The 15,686-nt window shown below is 72.3% G+C and carries 17 protein-coding genes and 1 riboswitch; of the genes, 9 read left to right on the top strand and 8 right to left on the bottom strand.

All coding sequences use genetic code 11. From position 1 onward, the window contains the following. Entirely contained in the window at positions 1-57 is a 57-nt protein-coding gene (locus ACFVQG_RS16745; RefSeq protein WP_383383830.1) for a trp operon leader peptide, read from the bottom strand. Between the two features lie 96 nt (positions 58-153). Between ACFVQG_RS16745 and ACFVQG_RS16740 the strand changes: the two genes are divergently transcribed. Together ACFVQG_RS16740 and ACFVQG_RS16735 are read left to right on the top strand one after the other, a co-directional pair. Beyond that, positions 154-1,506, top strand: a complete 1,353-nt coding sequence (locus ACFVQG_RS16740; protein ID WP_376733147.1) for a class II 3-deoxy-7-phosphoheptulonate synthase — start codon at positions 154-156, stop codon at positions 1,504-1,506. 155 nt (positions 1,507-1,661) lie between these two features. Continuing rightward, positions 1,662-1,916, top strand: coding sequence for a bacterioferritin-associated ferredoxin (locus ACFVQG_RS16735; RefSeq protein ID WP_383382732.1), 255 nt, complete (start codon positions 1,662-1,664; stop codon positions 1,914-1,916). Positions 1,917-1,936: 20 nt separating this feature from the next. Here the strand turns inward: ACFVQG_RS16735 and bfr are convergent, their stop codons facing one another. Beyond that, positions 1,937-2,455, bottom strand: a complete 519-nt coding sequence (gene bfr, locus ACFVQG_RS16730) for a bacterioferritin (RefSeq protein WP_383382727.1) — start codon at positions 2,453-2,455, stop codon at positions 1,937-1,939. Between the two features lie 179 nt (positions 2,456-2,634). On the opposite strand from bfr, the gene ACFVQG_RS16725 reads away from it, so the two are divergent. Beyond that, positions 2,635-3,267 carry a sulfite oxidase-like oxidoreductase gene (locus ACFVQG_RS16725; protein ID WP_383382724.1) on the top strand — a complete coding sequence of 211 codons (633 nt, stop codon included), beginning with the start codon at positions 2,635-2,637 and terminating at the stop codon, positions 3,265-3,267. A gap of 3 nt (positions 3,268-3,270) precedes the next feature. On the opposite strand, the gene ACFVQG_RS16720 is transcribed toward ACFVQG_RS16725, so the two are convergent. The 5 genes from ACFVQG_RS16720 to thiO form a co-directional block, all read right to left on the bottom strand. Further along, on the bottom strand, positions 3,271-4,137 hold the full coding sequence (locus ACFVQG_RS16720) for a deoxyribonuclease IV (protein ID WP_383382721.1): 867 nt from the start codon (positions 4,135-4,137) through the stop codon (positions 3,271-3,273). A gap of 17 nt (positions 4,138-4,154) precedes the next feature. Continuing rightward, the gene (gene pknB / locus ACFVQG_RS16715; RefSeq protein WP_383382717.1) at positions 4,155-6,092 is read right to left on the bottom strand and encodes a Stk1 family PASTA domain-containing Ser/Thr kinase; all 1,938 of its coding nucleotides are present in this window, start codon (positions 6,090-6,092) and stop codon (positions 4,155-4,157) included. A 201-nt stretch (positions 6,093-6,293) separates the two neighbouring features. Beyond that, the gene (locus ACFVQG_RS16710; protein WP_383382714.1) at positions 6,294-7,088 is read right to left on the bottom strand and encodes a thiazole synthase; all 795 of its coding nucleotides are present in this window, start codon (positions 7,086-7,088) and stop codon (positions 6,294-6,296) included. A gap of 2 nt (positions 7,089-7,090) precedes the next feature. Continuing rightward, on the bottom strand, positions 7,091-7,291 hold the full coding sequence (gene thiS, locus ACFVQG_RS16705; protein WP_383382711.1) for a sulfur carrier protein ThiS: 201 nt from the start codon (positions 7,289-7,291) through the stop codon (positions 7,091-7,093). Continuing rightward, positions 7,288-8,451 carry a glycine oxidase ThiO gene (gene thiO, locus ACFVQG_RS16700; RefSeq protein ID WP_383382709.1) on the bottom strand — a complete coding sequence of 388 codons (1,164 nt, stop codon included), beginning with the start codon at positions 8,449-8,451 and terminating at the stop codon, positions 7,288-7,290. Before thiO ends, thiS begins: the two co-directional genes overlap by 4 nt. Next, positions 8,449-8,560: riboswitch (TPP riboswitch) on the bottom strand. Its footprint overlaps the gene before it by 3 nt. Positions 8,561-8,614: 54 nt before the next feature. On the opposite strand from thiO, the gene ACFVQG_RS16695 reads away from it, so the two are divergent. The 6 genes from ACFVQG_RS16695 to ACFVQG_RS16670 all read left to right on the top strand — a co-directional run bounded on the left by ACFVQG_RS16695 (position 8,615) and on the right by ACFVQG_RS16670 (position 13,862). Beyond that, the gene (locus ACFVQG_RS16695) at positions 8,615-8,965 is read left to right on the top strand and encodes a hypothetical protein (RefSeq protein WP_383382706.1); all 351 of its coding nucleotides are present in this window, start codon (positions 8,615-8,617) and stop codon (positions 8,963-8,965) included. A 32-nt stretch (positions 8,966-8,997) separates the two neighbouring features. Further along, on the top strand, positions 8,998-10,227 hold the full coding sequence (locus tag ACFVQG_RS16690; RefSeq protein WP_383382703.1) for an NAD(P)/FAD-dependent oxidoreductase: 1,230 nt from the start codon (positions 8,998-9,000) through the stop codon (positions 10,225-10,227). A 503-nt stretch (positions 10,228-10,730) separates the two neighbouring features. Then, on the top strand, positions 10,731-11,096 hold the full coding sequence (locus tag ACFVQG_RS16685) for an Rv2175c family DNA-binding protein (RefSeq protein WP_210918985.1): 366 nt from the start codon (positions 10,731-10,733) through the stop codon (positions 11,094-11,096). 73 nt (positions 11,097-11,169) lie between these two features. Beyond that, complete coding sequence (thiE, locus tag ACFVQG_RS16680; protein ID WP_383382700.1) at positions 11,170-11,820, top strand: thiamine phosphate synthase; 651 nt, start codon at positions 11,170-11,172, stop codon at positions 11,818-11,820. 111 nt (positions 11,821-11,931) lie between these two features. Then, entirely contained in the window at positions 11,932-12,855 is a 924-nt protein-coding gene (gene metF / locus ACFVQG_RS16675; RefSeq protein WP_383382697.1) for a methylenetetrahydrofolate reductase [NAD(P)H], read from the top strand. A gap of 56 nt (positions 12,856-12,911) precedes the next feature. Then, a complete protein-coding gene (locus ACFVQG_RS16670) occupies positions 12,912-13,862 on the top strand; it encodes a hypothetical protein (RefSeq protein ID WP_383382694.1) in 951 nt (316 codons plus the stop codon). A gap of 31 nt (positions 13,863-13,893) precedes the next feature. Here the strand turns inward: ACFVQG_RS16670 and ACFVQG_RS16665 are convergent, their stop codons facing one another. After that, positions 13,894-15,396 (bottom strand): phytoene desaturase family protein, encoded by a 1,503-nt coding sequence (locus tag ACFVQG_RS16665; RefSeq protein ID WP_383382691.1) that lies wholly within the window; start codon positions 15,394-15,396, stop codon positions 13,894-13,896. Between the last annotated feature and the right edge of the window lie 290 nt (positions 15,397-15,686).

Genomic DNA, 15,686 nt, shown 5'->3' with positions numbered 1-15,686 from the left:
TCAGTGGGCCGCCGGAGGAGCGGGCCACCACCAGTTCTGGGTCGGGTGCGCGAACATGACACGGACCCTACCGCATGTCCGCGGACCGTACGGGGCGTCTCATTTGCTGGGCGTGGGGCGGAGTGCCCGACACGACCCCGTAATGTGGTGGACGTGACCGTGAACGCTAAGACCAGCGCCACCGCTGGCAACACCTGGCGAGACCTGCCCGCGGCGCAGCAGCCCGAGTACCCCGACACCGAGGCTCTGCGCGCAGTGATCGCGGACCTCGAGTCGTATCCGCCGCTCGTCTTCGCGGGCGAGTGCGACCAGCTGCGCGCCCGGATGGCGGCCGTCGCCAAGGGAGAGGCGTTCCTCCTCCAGGGCGGCGACTGCGCGGAGTCGTTCGACGCCGTGGGCGCCGAGCAGATCCGCGCCAAGCTGAAGACCCTGCTCCAGATGGGCGCCGTGCTGACGTACGCCGCCTCCGTGCCGGTCGTGAAGGTCGGCCGGATCGCGGGCCAGTACTCCAAGCCGCGCTCCAAGTCGACCGAGACCCGCGACGGCGTGACCCTGCCGTCGTACCGCGGCGACTCGGTGAACGGCTTCGACTTCACCGAGGCGGCCCGCGTGCCGGACCCCGAGCGGCTGAAGCGGATGTACCACGCGTCGGCGTCCACGCTGAACCTGGTGCGCGCCTTCACCACCGGCGGCTACGCCGACCTGCGCCAGGTGCACGCCTGGAACCAGGACTTCGTGAAGTCCTCCCCCTCCGGGCAGCGCTACGAGCAGCTCGCGCGGGAGATCGACAACGCGCTGAACTTCATGCACGCCTGCGGGGCCGACCCGGAGGAGTTCAAGACGGTCGAGTTCTACAGCTCCCACGAGGCGCTGCTGCTCGACTACGAGTCCGCGCTCACCCGCGTCGACTCGCGCACCGGCCAGCTCTACGACGTCTCCGCGCACATGGTGTGGATCGGTGAGCGCACCCGGCAGATGGATCACGCGCACATCGAGTTCGCCTCCCGGATCCGCAACCCGATCGGCATCAAGCTCGGTCCGACCACCACGGCCGAGGAGGCGCTCCAGTACATCGAGCGGCTCGACCCCGACCGCGAGCCCGGACGGCTGACGTTCATCGTGCGGATGGGCGCCGACAAGATCCGCGACCGGCTCCCCGAGCTGGTGGAGAAGGTCACCGCGTCCGGCGCCACCGTCGCCTGGGTGACCGACCCGATGCACGGCAACACCTTCGAGGCGGCCTCCGGGCACAAGACCCGCCGCTTCGACGACGTGCTCGACGAGGTCAAGGGCTTCTTCGAGGTCCACAAGGCGCTCGGCACCCACCCGGGCGGCATCCATGTCGAGCTGACCGGCGACGATGTCACCGAGTGCGTGGGCGGCGGCGACGAGATCTTCGTCGACGACCTCCACCAGCGCTACGAGACGGCCTGCGACCCGCGGCTGAACCGCAGCCAGTCGCTTGACCTGGCGTTCCTCGTCGCGGAGATGTACCGGGACCAGTAACCAGGGGCAGGGACATCGACTGGGGCGCGGATCACATACGATCCGCGCCCCACTCCACTTTTGCGCCACCTGAGCGGCGGGTAAGGTTAGGTTAGCCTCACCGATCAAGGGTCGGTACGGCACGACCCTGATCCCTGTCGGGAGGTGAACCCCGCATGTTCGTCTGTAGTTGCTTCGGCATCACCGAGCAGCAGGTCCAGCAGCATGCGGAGAACGGCGCGTGCACGCCCCGCCAGATCGCCTCCGCCTGCAAGGCGGGCACCGACTGCGGCGGCTGTGTCCGCCGTATCCAGGCACTCCTCGGCCGCGGCAACTGCCCGCGCCGGGAGCTGGCCGACCAGGGCAGGTCGCCGCTGGCGGACGTGGCGAACCAGACCGCCGTGGAGCGGGTGACCGCCGAGGCGGCCTGAACGGCAAGCCCCGACCCGGGTCAGTGGCTGGAGAAGCCGCCCGTGCCCGGTCCCGAGGCGTCCGGCTGGCTCTGCTCGATCAGCGTCGACAGGTACAGCGACTCGCCCAGCTTCTCGATCAGGTCGAGCTGCGTCTCCAGGTAGTCGATGTGGTGCTCCTCGTCGGCGAGGATCGCCTCGAAGATGTTCGCCGAGGTCACGTCGCCCTTGCTGCGCATGACCTCCACCCCGCGCCGCAGCCGGTCGATGGCCTCGACCTCGATCTGCCGGTCCGCCTCGAACATCTCGGTGACCGTCTGCCCGACGCGGACGTGGAACAGCCGCTGGTAGTTGGGCAGGCCGTCCAGGAGCAGGATGCGGTCGGTGAGCACCTCCGCGTGCCGCATCTCGTCGAACGACTCCTCGCGGGTGTACTTCGCGAGCTTCGTCCACCCCTTGTGGTCCTGCAGCTTGGAGTGCAGGAAGTACTGGTTGATCGCGGTCAGCTCGGCGGTCAGCTGCTCGTTGAGCAGTTCGAGGACCTCGGGGTCGCCCTGCATGCGGGGCTCCTTCCACGTCGGGACTGCCAGATGGGGAGGTTGCCGCCGCATGATTGCACCGGTACAGAAGATCGTCCAGTAAGTGCGCACTTAGTAAGTTAGTGCATACTTAGCGCTAGTTGACCGTTTTGGTCCGACCCTGGTCGGGTGCACCGTCCAGGTTCTGTCAGGATGGAGACATGGGTCAGCCGGTGGAGCGCGCAGCAGGAGAAGCAGCACGGTACGAGCTTCCGCCGGGGCAGCGAGTGCAGCGCGGCTGGCCGGTCACGCACTACGGACCGGTGCCCAAGTTCCGGCCCGAGCGCTGGGAGTTCAGGGTGTTCGGCGCCACCGCCGACGGCGAGAAGCACTGCTGGACCCACGAGGAGTTCACGGCCCTGCCGTACACCACGGTGGTGGCCGATCTGCACTGCGTGACGAAGTACAGCATGCTCGGCGCGGAGTGGGGCGGGATCCCGGCCCGCACCATCCTCGACTTCGCGCCGCCCGCCCCCGAAGTCACCCATGTGATGGTGTGGGCGGAGTACGGATTCAGCTCCAACCTCCGCCTGTCGGACTTCACCGCGGAGCGCACGATCTTCGCCACCCACAAGGACGGCGAACTGCTCACCGCCGAGCACGGCTTCCCGCTGCGCCTGATCGTCCCCCATCTGTACGCCTGGAAGGGCCCGAAATGGGTCCGCGGGGTGGAGTACATGAGCGCCGACCGCCGGGGCTTCTGGGAGGAGCGCGGCTACCACAACATCGGCGATCCATGGCGGGAGCAGCGGTACTCGTACCAGGAGGAGCCGGGGGAGGGGCCGGAGCTGTAGGTCCTACGCGGTCTCCCGCAGCTTCTTCAGCCGCTCCACGTCGGCCGCGTGGCCCTCCTTGCCGCCCGGGGTCTCGATGACCAGGGGCACGCCGTCGGTCGCGGGGTGGGTCATGAGCGCCCGGAACGGGTCCTCGCCGATGTGACCGGCGCCGATGTTCGCGTGCCGGTCCTTGCGGGCGCCCACCACGTCCTGGGAGTCGTTGGCGTGGATCAGCTTCAGCCGGCCCTCGCCGACCGTGTCCACCAGCAGGTCGAGGGTCTGGTGCATACCGCTCGGGCCGGTCAGGTCGTGCCCCGCCGCGAAGATGTGGCAGGTGTCCAGGCAGACGCCGAGCTTCGGGTGCGCGTCCAGCGCCTCGAAGTACGGCCCCAGGTCCCAGGTGCGCGAGCACAGCGAGGAGCCCTGGCCCGCGGTGGACTCCAGCAGCAGGAACGGGTCGTCGTCGTGGGTCAGCTCCTCCAGCAGCGGCAGCATCCGCTCCCGCACCTGCTTCAGGGCCACCGCCCGGTCCCGGCCGCCGGTCGCGCTGCCGGTGTGCACGACCACGCCGAGCGCGCCGATCTCCCGGCCACGGCGCAGCGAGTGCCGCAGCGACTCCACCGACCGCTCGACGGTCGCCTCGGTGTGCGAGCCGAAGTTGATCAGATACGGCGCGTGCACGTACGCCGGTAGGGACTGGGCCGCGCAGGCCGCGCGGAACGCCTCGTCCTGCCGGGGATCGCCGGTCGGCGTGGCCCACCCGCGCGGGTTGGCGACGAAGACCTGCACGGTCTCGGCGCCCAGCTCACGGGCGTAGCCGAGTCCTACGGTGTTCAGTCCACCGGCGACCGGGACGTGGCTGCCGACGGGGTTGCGGGGAGTGCTCACGTGCGTACGACCTCTTGTCACCCGATCTCGATGGTGATCGTCGACCCCTTGGGCGCCGTCTCACCGCCGTCGACGGACTGGCCCTCGACGGTGTCGCCGAACAGGCCGAACAGCCCGCGGTCCTCCTTGACCTCGAAACCGGCGTCCTGGAGCTTCTCCTTGGCGTCGTCGACGCTGTCCCCGACCACGTCCGGGACCTCGACCATCTCCGGGCCCTTGGAGACGGTCAGCGTGACGGTGTCGCCCTCGGCGGCCTCGCCGTCGGCGCCCGGCGACTGCTGGGCCACCTGTCCGGCGTCGTACCCGGAGTGGATCTCCTCTTCGGCGATCCGCACCTTCAGACCCGCCCGGAGGAGTTCCTCCCGGGCGTCCTCCAGGTCGTCGCCGAGGACGTCCGGCACGTCGACGGGGTTGCCCTTGCTGACGGTGAGCGTGACCGCGGAGCCGGAGCGCAGCTCGGTGCCGCTCTCCGGGCCGGTGCTGATCACGAAGCCTCTGGGGACGTCGTCGCTGAACGTGCGCGTGACCATGCCGGGCTGCAGGCCCTCCTGCTTGATCACGTCCTTCGCCCTGTCCAGCCGGTATCCCGTCACGTCGGGCACCTGCACGGTCTCCGGGCCGCGCGAGAGGGTGAGGGCGACGGAGCCGTTGCCCCGGATCCGGCTGCCCGGTGCCGGGTCCGTGCTGATCACGGTGCCGCGCTGCACGGTGTCGCTGTACGCCCGCTCGACCTTGCCGACGTCGAGACCGGCGTCGCCGAGCCGGTCCCGGGCCTCCTGCTCGGTCTGTGCGAGGAGCGGGGGGACCTTGGTGAACTGGCCGGAGTTGATGTACCAGACGCCCGCCCCGATGCCGAGGGCCAGCAGGACGGCCGCGACGATCGTGAGCACCCCGCGCCGGGGCAGCCCGGTCCGGCGGCGCGGCGGCAGCGGCGGCGCGTCCAGGCGGCTGGTGAGGTGGGGGCCGTACGGGTCGGGGGCGTCCCCGTCGACGGGCAGCGTCCGCGGCACGGTGAGCGAGCGCGGGAGCACGCTGGTGCGGTCCTCGGCGTTGTCGTGGCCGTGGTCCGTGCCGAGCGCCTGCGGCGGCACCATGTCCAGCTGCTCGTCGCTGAGCGCGCCGCGCGCCGTACGGGACTGCGCGAGCAGCGCCACGGCGTCGTGCGGCCGGATACCGGGGTTGCGCGCGGTGGCCGAGGCGACCAGCTCGTCCAGCTCGTACGCCAGGCCCGGCACGGACGCCGAGGGCGGCGGCACGTCCTCGTGGAGGTGCTTGTAGAGGACCACGGCGGCGGAGTCCCCGTCGTGCGGCTTGCCGCCGGTGAGCATCTCGTACAGGACGACCCCGCACGCGTACACGTCGACGCGCGCGTCCACGCCGCCGCCCTGCTCGATCTGCTCGGGGGCGAGGTAGGCGACGGTGCCGAGCACCGCGCCGGTGGTGCTGGTGACGGTGTCCACCGAGCGCACCAGGCCGAAGTCGGCGACCTTGACCCGGCCGTCGTCCCCGATGAGCACGTTCTCCGGCTTCATGTCCCGGTGCACGAACCCCGCCCGGTGCGCGGCGCCGAGCGCGGCGAGCACCGGCTCCAGGATGTCCAGCGCGGCCCGCGGCTGGAGCGCCCCGCGCTCGCGCAGCACATCGCGCAGGGTGCAGCCCGCGACGTACTCCATGGCGAGATAGACATACGCCCCGTCGGTCCCCTGGTCGAACACCTGGACGACGTTGGGGTGCGCGAGCCGCGCCACCGACTTGGCCTCACGGATGAACCGCTCGACGAACGTGCCGTCCGTCGCGAGCGACGGGTGCATCACCTTGACGGCGAGAACGCGGTCCAGCCGGGTGTCCACGGCCCGGTAGACGGTCGCCATCCCACCGACGGCGATCCGCGCGTCGATGCGATAACGACCGTCGAGCACCTGCCCGACGAGAGGGTCCTGAAGGGTCGTGTCCACGCAGGTGAGTGTACGAGGAGCGACTGACAGACCTGGCCGCTTGCTTCGAGATCGCACCAGGACTGATTCGTACCTGTGACGCAACGCACGAAGGAGAAGCCGCCGACGGCGCCGAGCCACCCACGGCAAACGTGAACCTGCCAGCCGCCCGGAAACGGGTGGTGCGCGGGTCGGAGGGAAACGGCCAGCACCCACGCCGGTTCAGAAGGCAGGCCGCTCAGGATCCAGCACCGCCAGGCCCTCCGCAGGAGACGACGCCTCCGCGAACCGCCGCACGGGAATCCGCCCGGCCCGCCGGGCCAACCGCCCCGCCTCCACCGCATGCCGCATCGCGTCAGCCATCAGCACCGGCTCCTGAGCCCGGGTCACCGCGGAGGCCAGCATCACCCCCGCACACCCCAGCTCCATCGCCAACGCCGCGTCCGACGCCGTACCCGCCCCCGCGTCCAGGATCACCGGCACCCCCGCCCGCTCCACGATCAGCTCGAAGTTGTGCGGGTTGCGAATCCCCATCCCCGACCCGATCGGCGACCCCAGCGGCATGATCGCCGCACATCCGGCGTCCTCCAGCTTCCGCGCCAGCACGGGGTCGTCATTGGTGTACGGCAGCACCGTGAACCCGTCGTCGACCAGCGTCTCCGCCGCGTCGAGCAGCTCGATCGGGTCCGGCAGCAGCGTCCGCTCGTCGGCGATCACCTCCAGCTTCACCAGATCCGTACCGAGCGCCTCGCGCGCGAGGCGGGCCGTCAGCACGGCCTCACCGGCGGTGTAGCACCCGGCGGTGTTGGGCAGCACCCGGATCCCGAGCCGGTCCAGGACGGACAGCACGGAACCGTGCACCGAGGGGTCCACGCGCCGCATCGCGACCGTCGTCAGCTCCGTGCCGGAGGCGACCAGCGCGCGCTCCAGCACCTCCAGGCTGGGCGCCCCGCCGGTGCCCATGATCAGGCGGGACGTGAAGGACGTACCGCCGAGGACGAAGGGATCGTCGGCCATGGTCAGCCTCCTTGGACGGCGGTGAGGACTTCGACGCGGTCGCCCTCGGCCAGCGGCGTGGTGGACCACTGCGCGCGCGGGACGACGGTTTCGTTGAGGGCGGCGGCCACTCCGGAGGGCGCCGCGGTGAGCGTGCTGACGAGGGCGTCGAGAGCCGTGCCGGGCGCGATGTGCCGGGGCTCTCCGTTGACGGAGATGTTCATGCGGGCTGCTCCATGAGGGCCGGGGTTCCGGTGAAGCGCTGGGGGGTGAAGGGCCGGGCCACCTCGGGCAGCTCGCCGGTGGCCAGGACGTGCGCCATGGCGTCGCCGGTGACCGGGGTGAGGAGCACGCCGTTGCGGAAGTGCCCGGTGGCCAGCAGCAGCCCGTCGAGCGCGGTCGGGCCGAGCAGCGGCGCGTTGTCCGGGGAGCCGGGGCGCAGTCCCGCGCGGGTCTCCGTCAGGGGCAGCTCGGTGATCCCGGGCAGCAGCTCGTGCGCGTCGCGCAGCAGCTCGTACACGCCGCCCGCGGTGACCGAGGTGTCCCAGCCGAGTTCCTCGCTGGTGGCGCCGACGACCAGTTCGCCGTTCTCGCGCGGCACCAGGTAGACATGGCTGCCGCGGACCATCGCGCGGACGGTGCGGCTGAGGAACGGCGCGTACCGCTCCGGCACGGCCAGCCGCAGCACCTGCCCCTTCACGGGCCGCACGGGCGGCAGTACGGCGTCGGGAACGCCCGCGAGGCGTCCGCTGAGGCTCCCCGCGGCCAGCACGACCTGCTCGGCGGTGAGCTGATCGCCGTCCCGCGTGAGCACACCGGTGGCCCGCTCCCGTACGACGGTGAGCCGTTCGGCCCAGGCCCGGCGGAAGACCACGCCCGCCCGCTCGCAGGCGGCCACGAGAGCCGTCGAGAGGAGCCGGGGGTCGATCTGGTGGTCACCGTCCACCCGCAGCCCGCCGCGCACGCCCGGCGCGAGCATCGGCTCCAGACGGCGGCAGTCCCGCCCGGACAGCCACTCGGACTCCAGCCCCGACTGGCGTTGCAGGGCGTGCAGTTCGCGCAGGTGGGCCCGGTCGTCGGTGTCCAGCGCGACGGCGAGGGTGCCGCTGCGGCGGTAGCCGACGTCGTGGCCGGTGAGTTCGGTGAGTTCGGCCGCGAAGTCGGGATAGCGGCGGGCGGAGGCGAGATTGAGCCCGAGCAGGGTCTGCTCGCCGTAGTGCAGTTCCGTGACGGCGGCCAGCATTCCGGCCGCCACCTGTGCGGCTCCGCCGCCCGGTTCCGGATCCACCACCGCGGTGGTGAGCCCGCGCTGTGCGGCTCGCCACGCGGTGACGAGGCCGATGACTCCGCCCCCGATGACAAGGACGTCTGACGTACGCGACATGGGCGTCCAGCCCCTCCCTTCGCCGGCATGACCCGGATCAGGTTCGTACGGTCGGAGGCCGCCAGCCTCCCTCTCAGCCCGGTGCGTCCGGGCTCCCGCGAGTGCTTTACGTTGGCCACCACCCTAGCTGTTGCCGCGACGTCTCTGTAAGGGAGCCTCCGCCATGCCGCGCTCGCTCGACGGCCTCGTCCTCGCCCCGGTCGCCGACCAGGCCCCAGGTCAGGTCGGCACCCGGACCCGGTTCACGTACCACGAGAAGGAGGGCGAGATCTGGGCGGAGTACGCGGGCGGCGACGTCGTACGCGGCCATCTGGTGGGGACCCGGGCAGGTGACCGGCTGGACTTCCGGTACGTGCAGCTCAAGCAGGACGGCACCACGTCGTCGGGGCACTGTGTGTCGACGGTCGTGGAACTGCCCGACGGGCGGGTGCGGTTGGAGGAGGCCTGGGAGTGGGAGTCGCAGGAGGGCAGCGGCACCAGTGTGGTGGAGCAGGTCACCGAGCCCGCCCCATGACTGACTTTTCGTCAGTTGTCTATGGTGATCAGGTGAGCGAGCAGACGCAGGCACGGGGAGGGTCCACGCCACGGCGCGTGGTCGTCGTGGGCGCGGGCATGGCCGGGGTGCAGACCGCGGTCGCCCTGCGCGAACAGGGCTTCACCGGCACCGTGACGCTGATCGGCGCGGAGCCGCACCAGCCCTACGACCGGCCGCCGCTGTCCAAGGCCGTGCTGCTCGGCACGGCCGAGGGCTCCGCCTTCGACGTCGACTTCGAGGCGCTCGGCATCGAGCTGCGGCTGGGCCGCGAGGTGGCGGGCGTGCGCCCCGCCGACCACGAGCTGGACACCGGGGCCGGGCCGGTCCCCTACGACGTCCTGGTCGTCGCCACCGGCGCGGAACCGGTCCGGCTGCCGGGCACGGAGGGCGTGCCCGGGGTGCATCTGCTGCGCACCCTGGACGACGCCGAGCGGCTGCGGCCGGTGCTCGCCCGGCAGCGTGACATCGTGATCGTCGGCGCGGGCTGGATCGGCGCCGAGTTCGCCACCGCGGCGCGCGAGGCGGGCTGCGCCGTGACGGTCGTGGAGGCCGCGGACCGCCCGCTCGCGGGCTCGCTGCCCGCCGAGGTGGCCGTGCCCATGGCGGCCTGGTACGCCGACAGCGGGGCCGTCCTGCGCACCCACGCGCGCGTGGCGCACATCGAACCCGGCGTCGTGGTCCTCGACGACGGCACCCGGCTGCCCGCGGACGCCGTGGTCGTCGGCATCGGCGCCCGCCCCGCCACCGCCTGGCTCGCCGGGTCCGGCATCGAGCTGGGCACGTGGGGCGAGGTGGTGGCCGACGCCGGGCTGCGCACCTCGGCCCCGGACGTGTACGCGGTCGGCGACTGCGCGTCCTTCCCCTCGGGACGGTACGGCGAGCGTCTCCTCGTCCACCACTGGGACAACGCCCTCCAGGGCCCCCGCACCGTCGCCGCGGACATCCTCGGCGAGGCCCCCGCCGACTACGACCCGGTGCCGTACTTCTGGTCCGAGCAGTTCGGCCGCTTCGTCCAGTACGCGGGGCACCACCCCGCCGCCGACACCACCGTCTGGCGCGGCGACCCCTCCGGCCCCGCCTGGACGGTCTGCTGGCTCCGCGGCGACCGCCTGACCGCCCTCCTGGCCGTGGGCCGTCCCAGGGACCTGGCCCAGGGCAGACGCCTGATCGAGTCGGGCGCCCGAATGAACCCCACGCTCCTCACGGACCCGGCCCGCCCACTGAAGTCGGCGACCGCGTAGCCACCGGCCCGCGGGCCCGGCTGCCCGGCCCCGGCTGCCCGGCCCCGGCTGCCCGGCCCCGGCTGCCCGGCCCCGGGGCTGCCCGGCCCCGGCCCGTGCGCGCTCGCGCTCGTGTCCTGTGCTCCCGCGCCGTGTCCTGTGCTCCCGCGCCCTGCGCTGTGCTCCCGCCCCGTGCGTTGTGCCTCGTGCGCGCGGGGCGCGCGGGGCGACCACACCGGTACCTACCGGCCGAGGTGCGCCCCGGGTCGTGCTTCCCCGCCGGGCGCCGCCCGTCCTGGTGGCCGTCCCCGACCTGCCGCGCCCACCCCCACCTCCGCTTCTTCCGGCCACGTGGCGCCCCCACCTCCGCTTGCGGCCACGTGGGCGCCCCCACGCCCGCTTCCGGCCACGTGGGCGCCCCCACGCCCCGCCCGCCCGCGCGAGCGGCCCCGTGCGCCCCCGCGTCCCCCCAGGTGGGCGGGGCTGACTTCCGACTGTCAGTGGGGGATGGCAGGCTTGTTCGCGTGACCGAGATTGACGCAAAGATCGATGCTCTCGTCCCCGCCTGGCTCACGCTGCCCGACATCGCGGAGATGCTCGATGTCGAGGTGACGCGCGTGCGGCAGCTGGTGAAGGAAGGCCAGCTCATCGCCGTACGGCGTGGCGAGAACCGTGCGCTGCACGTCCCCGCCGCCTTCATCGACGGGGACCGGGTCGTCAAGGGCCTGTCCGGAACCCTGACGCTCCTGCGGGACGACGGCTTCACCGACGAAGAGATGCTCGAGTGGCTGTTCACCCCCGACGAGAGCCTGCCCGGCACCCCCGCGCAGGCCCTGAGCGAGAATCGCGGAACGGAGGTGAAGCGCCGCGCCCAGGCGCTCGCCGTCTGATCCGACCAGCAGCCCGGTGTACGGGCCACGGCAGCCCCGCGGCCCGTACACCACCGACCACGGGGGAACACGTATGCCCGCCGCCACCGCCCGCGAACAGCTCGCCGACGCCCGGCTCTACCTGTGCACGGACGCCCGCAAGCGCCAGGGCGACCTGCCCGAGTTCCTGGACGCGGTCCTGGCGGGCGGCGTCGACATCGTGCAACTGCGCGACAAGGGCATGGAGGCCGCCGAGGAGCTGGAGCACCTGGCGGTCTTCGCCGAGGCCTGCGCCCGGCACGGCAGACTCCTCGCGGTCAACGACCGCGCGGACGTCGCCCACGCCGCCACGGCCGACGTGCTCCACCTCGGCCAGGGCGACCTCCCGGTCCCGGCGGCCCGCGCCCTCCTCGGCGACGAGGTGCTGATCGGCCGCTCCACCCACGCCGAGTCCGAGGCCTCCGCCGCGGCCGTCCAGGACGGCGTGGACTACTTCTGCACCGGCCCCTGCTGGCCCACCCCCACCAAGCCCGGCCGCCACGCCCCCGGCCTCGACCTGGTCCGGCACACGGCCGCGCTCGGCACCGACCGCCCCTGGTTCGCCATCGGCGGCATCGACCTCGGCAATCTCGACGAGGTGCTCACGGCGGGCGCCCGCCGCGTCGTCGTCGTACGGGCCATCACCGAGGCCGACGACCCGGGTGCCGCGGCGGCGGAGTTCGCGAAGCGGCTGCGCGCGGCGTAGATCCGCTGTTCGATCCCCCGGCCTGTCCAAGGGGCGGACAACATCGCGACAAATCGGGCATATTTTCAGACTCCGGTTGGGTGAGCCCCGCCCCCTGGCTAACCTGCCCGTATGGCCCTCGGTACCGCATCCACCAGACCGGACCACGCCCGGACCGTACGCGACATGCTCGCGACCGGCAGGACGACCTATTCGTTCGAGTTCTACGCCCCCAAGACCGCGAAGGGCGAGCGAAACCTGTGGAACGCGCTCCGCCGGGTCGAGGCGGTCGCACCCGACTTCGTCTCCGTGACCTACGGCGCTGGCGGCTCCACCCGCGCGGGCACCGTCAAGCAGACCGAGCGCATCGCCTCGGACACCACCCTCACCCCGATCGCCCACCTCACCGCCGTCGACCACTCGGTGGCCGACCTGCGCAACATCATCGGCCAGTACGCCGACGCCGGGATCCGCAACATGCTCGCGCTGCGTGGCGACCCGCCCGGCGACCCGATGGGCGACTGGGTGCCGCACCCCCAGGGCCTCACCTACGCCGCCGAACTCGTCGAACTGATCAAGAACTCCGGTGACTTCTGCGTGGGCGTCGCCGCGTTCCCCGCGATGCACCCACGCTCCGCGGACTGGGACACCGACGTCAGCCACTTCGTCGACAAGTGCCGCGCGGGCGCGGACTACGCGATCACGCAGATGTTCTTCCACCCGGAGGACTATCTGCGGCTGCGCGACCGCGTCGCGGCGACCGGCTGCGAGACGCCGATCATCCCCGAGATCATGCCGATCGCCAGTGTGAAGACACTGGAGCGAGTGCCCTATCTCACCAACGCCGCCTTCCCGCCCGAGCTGAAAGAGCGGATCCTCACAGCCAAAGACAATCCGGCCGCTGTACGCTCCATTGCAATCGACTTCGCTACGGAGTTCTGCGCACGGCTGCTGGCCGAGGGAGTGCCGGGTCTGCACTTCATCACGCTCAACAACTCCACGGCGACACTGGAAATCTACGAAAACCTGGGCCTGCACCGCCCATCGCGGGCCTAGACCGGTCGCACCGGCGTACGACACACTGCGTAGCGGCCACTGGGAGAGGGGCGTACATGGGCTTGACGGTCCTCTACATCGCGTTCGGCATCGTGGCGCTGTGGCTGCTCGGCGAGGTGCTGCTGCAGTACAAGGCGCGGCTCCGCTGGCGGCTGCTGGCGTTCGTGGGCTTCCTCTGTGTCGTCGTCGGCGTGCTGATGACGTCCGTCGTGGTCATCGGGGTGGGCGCGATGGCGTTCGCGGTCGGCCAGACCTACGTCACCCTGTCCTTCCGGCGCGGCTTCGCGGCCGGTTGGGCGGTCACCGCCCGCCCCGGCTTCGGTGGCGGCAAGGGCCGCCGCGGCGAGGCGGCGCACCAGGACCCGACCCTGGAGGTCACGGACCTGGAGGCGTCCGGCGACGGCTACGACGACGGCTCCTACGACCGCCGCGACCAGACGTCGTACGACGGCTACGACCGCGACGACATGTTCACCCCGGCCCGCCCCGCCGACCCCACGGCCGCCGAGACCACCGCCGTCTACGAGCCGCAGCCGATGCCGGACGACACCGGCTCCTACGGCATATACGGCGACGCTCCCGCCGCCGCCCCGGGCCAGCCGCAGGACCAGTACGCCACGGCCGCCCAGGCCACCGACCAGACCTACGGCTACGACTACTCCGGTTACGGCCAGCAGGCCTACGGCTACGACACCACCGGCCAGCAGCAGTACGCCGCCTACTCGGACCCGTACATCGGCACCCAGACCTACGGCGGCGGCTCCTACGACACCACCGGCTACGGCGGCGACCCGACGTACGGCCAGCAGGGCTACACCCAGGACCAGTACGCCACCGGGGGCTACGGCGGCGAGACCCCGCCCGGCGGCGTCTGGGTCCCGCAGCAGCGCAGCACCGACGACCCCTACGGCGGCGAAGTCCCGCCCGAGCAGGCCTATCCGTACCAGGGCGACGGCCAGCCCCAGGGCGGCACCGGCAACGGCTACGACGACCAGTACCGCTTCTGACCCAGCAGGACCCTTTCGCCTCTCCGCGGCGTCACCGCGAGCCGCGGAACTCCGGCCCCTCCACGATCAGTCCGGCGACCAGCGCGCCCGACATGCCCGCGTGCGGAAGCCCGCCGCCGGGATGCGACCAGCCGCCGACGGTGAACAGGCCCGGCAGACCGGTGGTGTTGGACGGGTGCAGCAACCGGCCCCCGCCCGCGGCCAGCGCCGGTGCCGGAACCGCACCGCCCACCGCGCCGGTCGCCTCCGCGACGTCGGCCGGGGTGCGCACCTCCTGCCAGAGGACGCGGTCCCGCAGGCCGGGTATGACACGCTCCGCGGCGCTGATCATCGCGTCGGCGCGGGCGTCCTGGCTCTGATCCGCCTCGGCCGGGACCACCGACGTCAGCGTCACCGCCTCGTGCCCGGCATCCGGCACCAGCGCCGGGTCGTCGGGCCGCAGGACCGTCACCGTGGGGTCGGCGACCGTCCCCGACGGCGTATCGAACAGGGTGTCCAACTCGGCGTTCCGGTCGCGCGCATGCACCACCGTCCGGTGGGCCGTGCCCTCCGGACGGCCGCCGCGCAGCGCCAGCAGCACCGTGAGACGGCTGGGCAGCCCGCGCTGCGGCGGGACCTCGCCCGCACCACCGCCCCGTACCGCCTTGCCCGAGACAAACCGGTCCAGCACCTCCGGGGCGACACCGGCGACCACGAAGTCCGCCTCGGCCACCGTGCCGTCGGCCAGCTCCACGCCCGCCGCCCGGCCGTCCTTCTCCAGCACCCGAGCCACCTCGGCGCCGAAGACGAACTCCACCCGCCGCGCCACACAGCGCTCGTACACCGCGCGGGCCAGCTCCCGCAGGCCGCCGCGGACGTACCAGGTGCCGAAGGCGTGCTCCAGGTAGGGCAGCAGGGCCGCGCTCGCCGGGGCCGTGCGCGGGTCCAGGCCGTACGCCAGGGCATGGCTCTCCAGCAGGGCGACCAACCGGGGGTCGCGCAGCTCCCAGGCGGCCACCTCCGCGACGGTGCTCGCCCTGCGGGTGCGCAGCAGCCGCTTGTGCGGCACCGCCGGATAGGGCTCACGGTCCGCCAGCACCTGCCAGTTCGGCCACAGCGTCTCCTCCAGGAGGGGCCTGCGCGACCGGTCCCAGGCCTCCCGGGCCCGCACCAGGAAGTCGCCCCAGCGCTCGCCCGTCCCGGCGCCCAGTGCCTCGTCCAGGGCGGCGACGACGCCCGCGCGCGAGGCGTTGGGCAGGGCGACCCCGGTGCCGTCGGCGAAGACGTGCCGCGCCGCCGGGTCGACCTGGACCAGCTCGACGCGGGCCTCCAGCGGCTCCTTGCCGGTCTTCAGGAACAGGTCGCGGTAGACCGCGGGCAGCGGCAGCAGCCCGGGGCCGGTGTCGAAGGAGAAGCCGTCGCGCTCCCGTCGGCGCACCGCTCCGCCGTAGGTCTCCGTACGCTCGTACACCGCCACCCGGTGGCCCGCGACGGCCAGCCGGGCAGCGGCCGCCAGTGCGCCCATCCCGGCGCCGATCACCGCAATCCGTGCCATGCCTGCGACTTTATCGGCCGCCACTGACAATCCCGCCACGAGCCCGGCTGCCGCGGGACGGAGTGCCCAGGGCTGAGTACAGGTACTCAGGGCGAGAGATGAGTAGGCGCGCGGATGGGCGGCGACCTGCGAGAACGAGAGAGTGGAGGCACGGAAAGGGGCAGGGCGCCGGTACCGCCGACACGGGGCGGCGGAACGGCACCAGCCCTGGACCGCTCCTTCCGTCGGCCCGGGTCGACGGAAGCGAGGCACGGGGGAGTTCGGGGGACGACCGAAGGGGCCCAACGGGG

This window comes from Streptomyces sp. NPDC057877 (assembly GCF_042796855.1).
GTDB lineage: Bacteria > Actinomycetota > Actinomycetes > Streptomycetales > Streptomycetaceae > Streptomyces.
This window is presented reverse-complemented; position numbering and strand designations above follow the sequence as displayed.

What these genes read in the sequence shown, in the direction of transcription:
- thiE (WP_383382700.1), top strand. Translation starts at nt 11,170, where the DNA reads ATGCCCGCCGCCACCGCCCGCGAACAGCTCGCCGACGCCCGGCTCTAC.
- ACFVQG_RS16725 (WP_383382724.1), top strand. Translation starts at nt 2,635, where the DNA reads ATGGGTCAGCCGGTGGAGCGCGCAGCAGGAGAAGCAGCACGGTACGAG.
- thiO (WP_383382709.1), bottom strand. Translation starts at nt 8,451, where the DNA reads ATGTCGCGTACGTCAGACGTCCTTGTCATCGGGGGCGGAGTCATCGGC.
- ACFVQG_RS16670 (WP_383382694.1), top strand. Translation starts at nt 12,912, where the DNA reads ATGGGCTTGACGGTCCTCTACATCGCGTTCGGCATCGTGGCGCTGTGG.
- ACFVQG_RS16665 (WP_383382691.1), bottom strand. Translation starts at nt 15,396, where the DNA reads ATGGCACGGATTGCGGTGATCGGCGCCGGGATGGGCGCACTGGCGGCC.
- ACFVQG_RS16735 (WP_383382732.1), top strand. Translation starts at nt 1,662, where the DNA reads ATGTTCGTCTGTAGTTGCTTCGGCATCACCGAGCAGCAGGTCCAGCAG.
- metF (WP_383382697.1), top strand. Translation starts at nt 11,932, where the DNA reads ATGGCCCTCGGTACCGCATCCACCAGACCGGACCACGCCCGGACCGTA.
- thiS (WP_383382711.1), bottom strand. Translation starts at nt 7,291, where the DNA reads ATGAACATCTCCGTCAACGGAGAGCCCCGGCACATCGCGCCCGGCACG.
- ACFVQG_RS16695 (WP_383382706.1), top strand. Translation starts at nt 8,615, where the DNA reads ATGCCGCGCTCGCTCGACGGCCTCGTCCTCGCCCCGGTCGCCGACCAG.
- ACFVQG_RS16710 (WP_383382714.1), bottom strand. Translation starts at nt 7,088, where the DNA reads ATGGCCGACGATCCCTTCGTCCTCGGCGGTACGTCCTTCACGTCCCGC.
- bfr (WP_383382727.1), bottom strand. Translation starts at nt 2,455, where the DNA reads ATGCAGGGCGACCCCGAGGTCCTCGAACTGCTCAACGAGCAGCTGACC.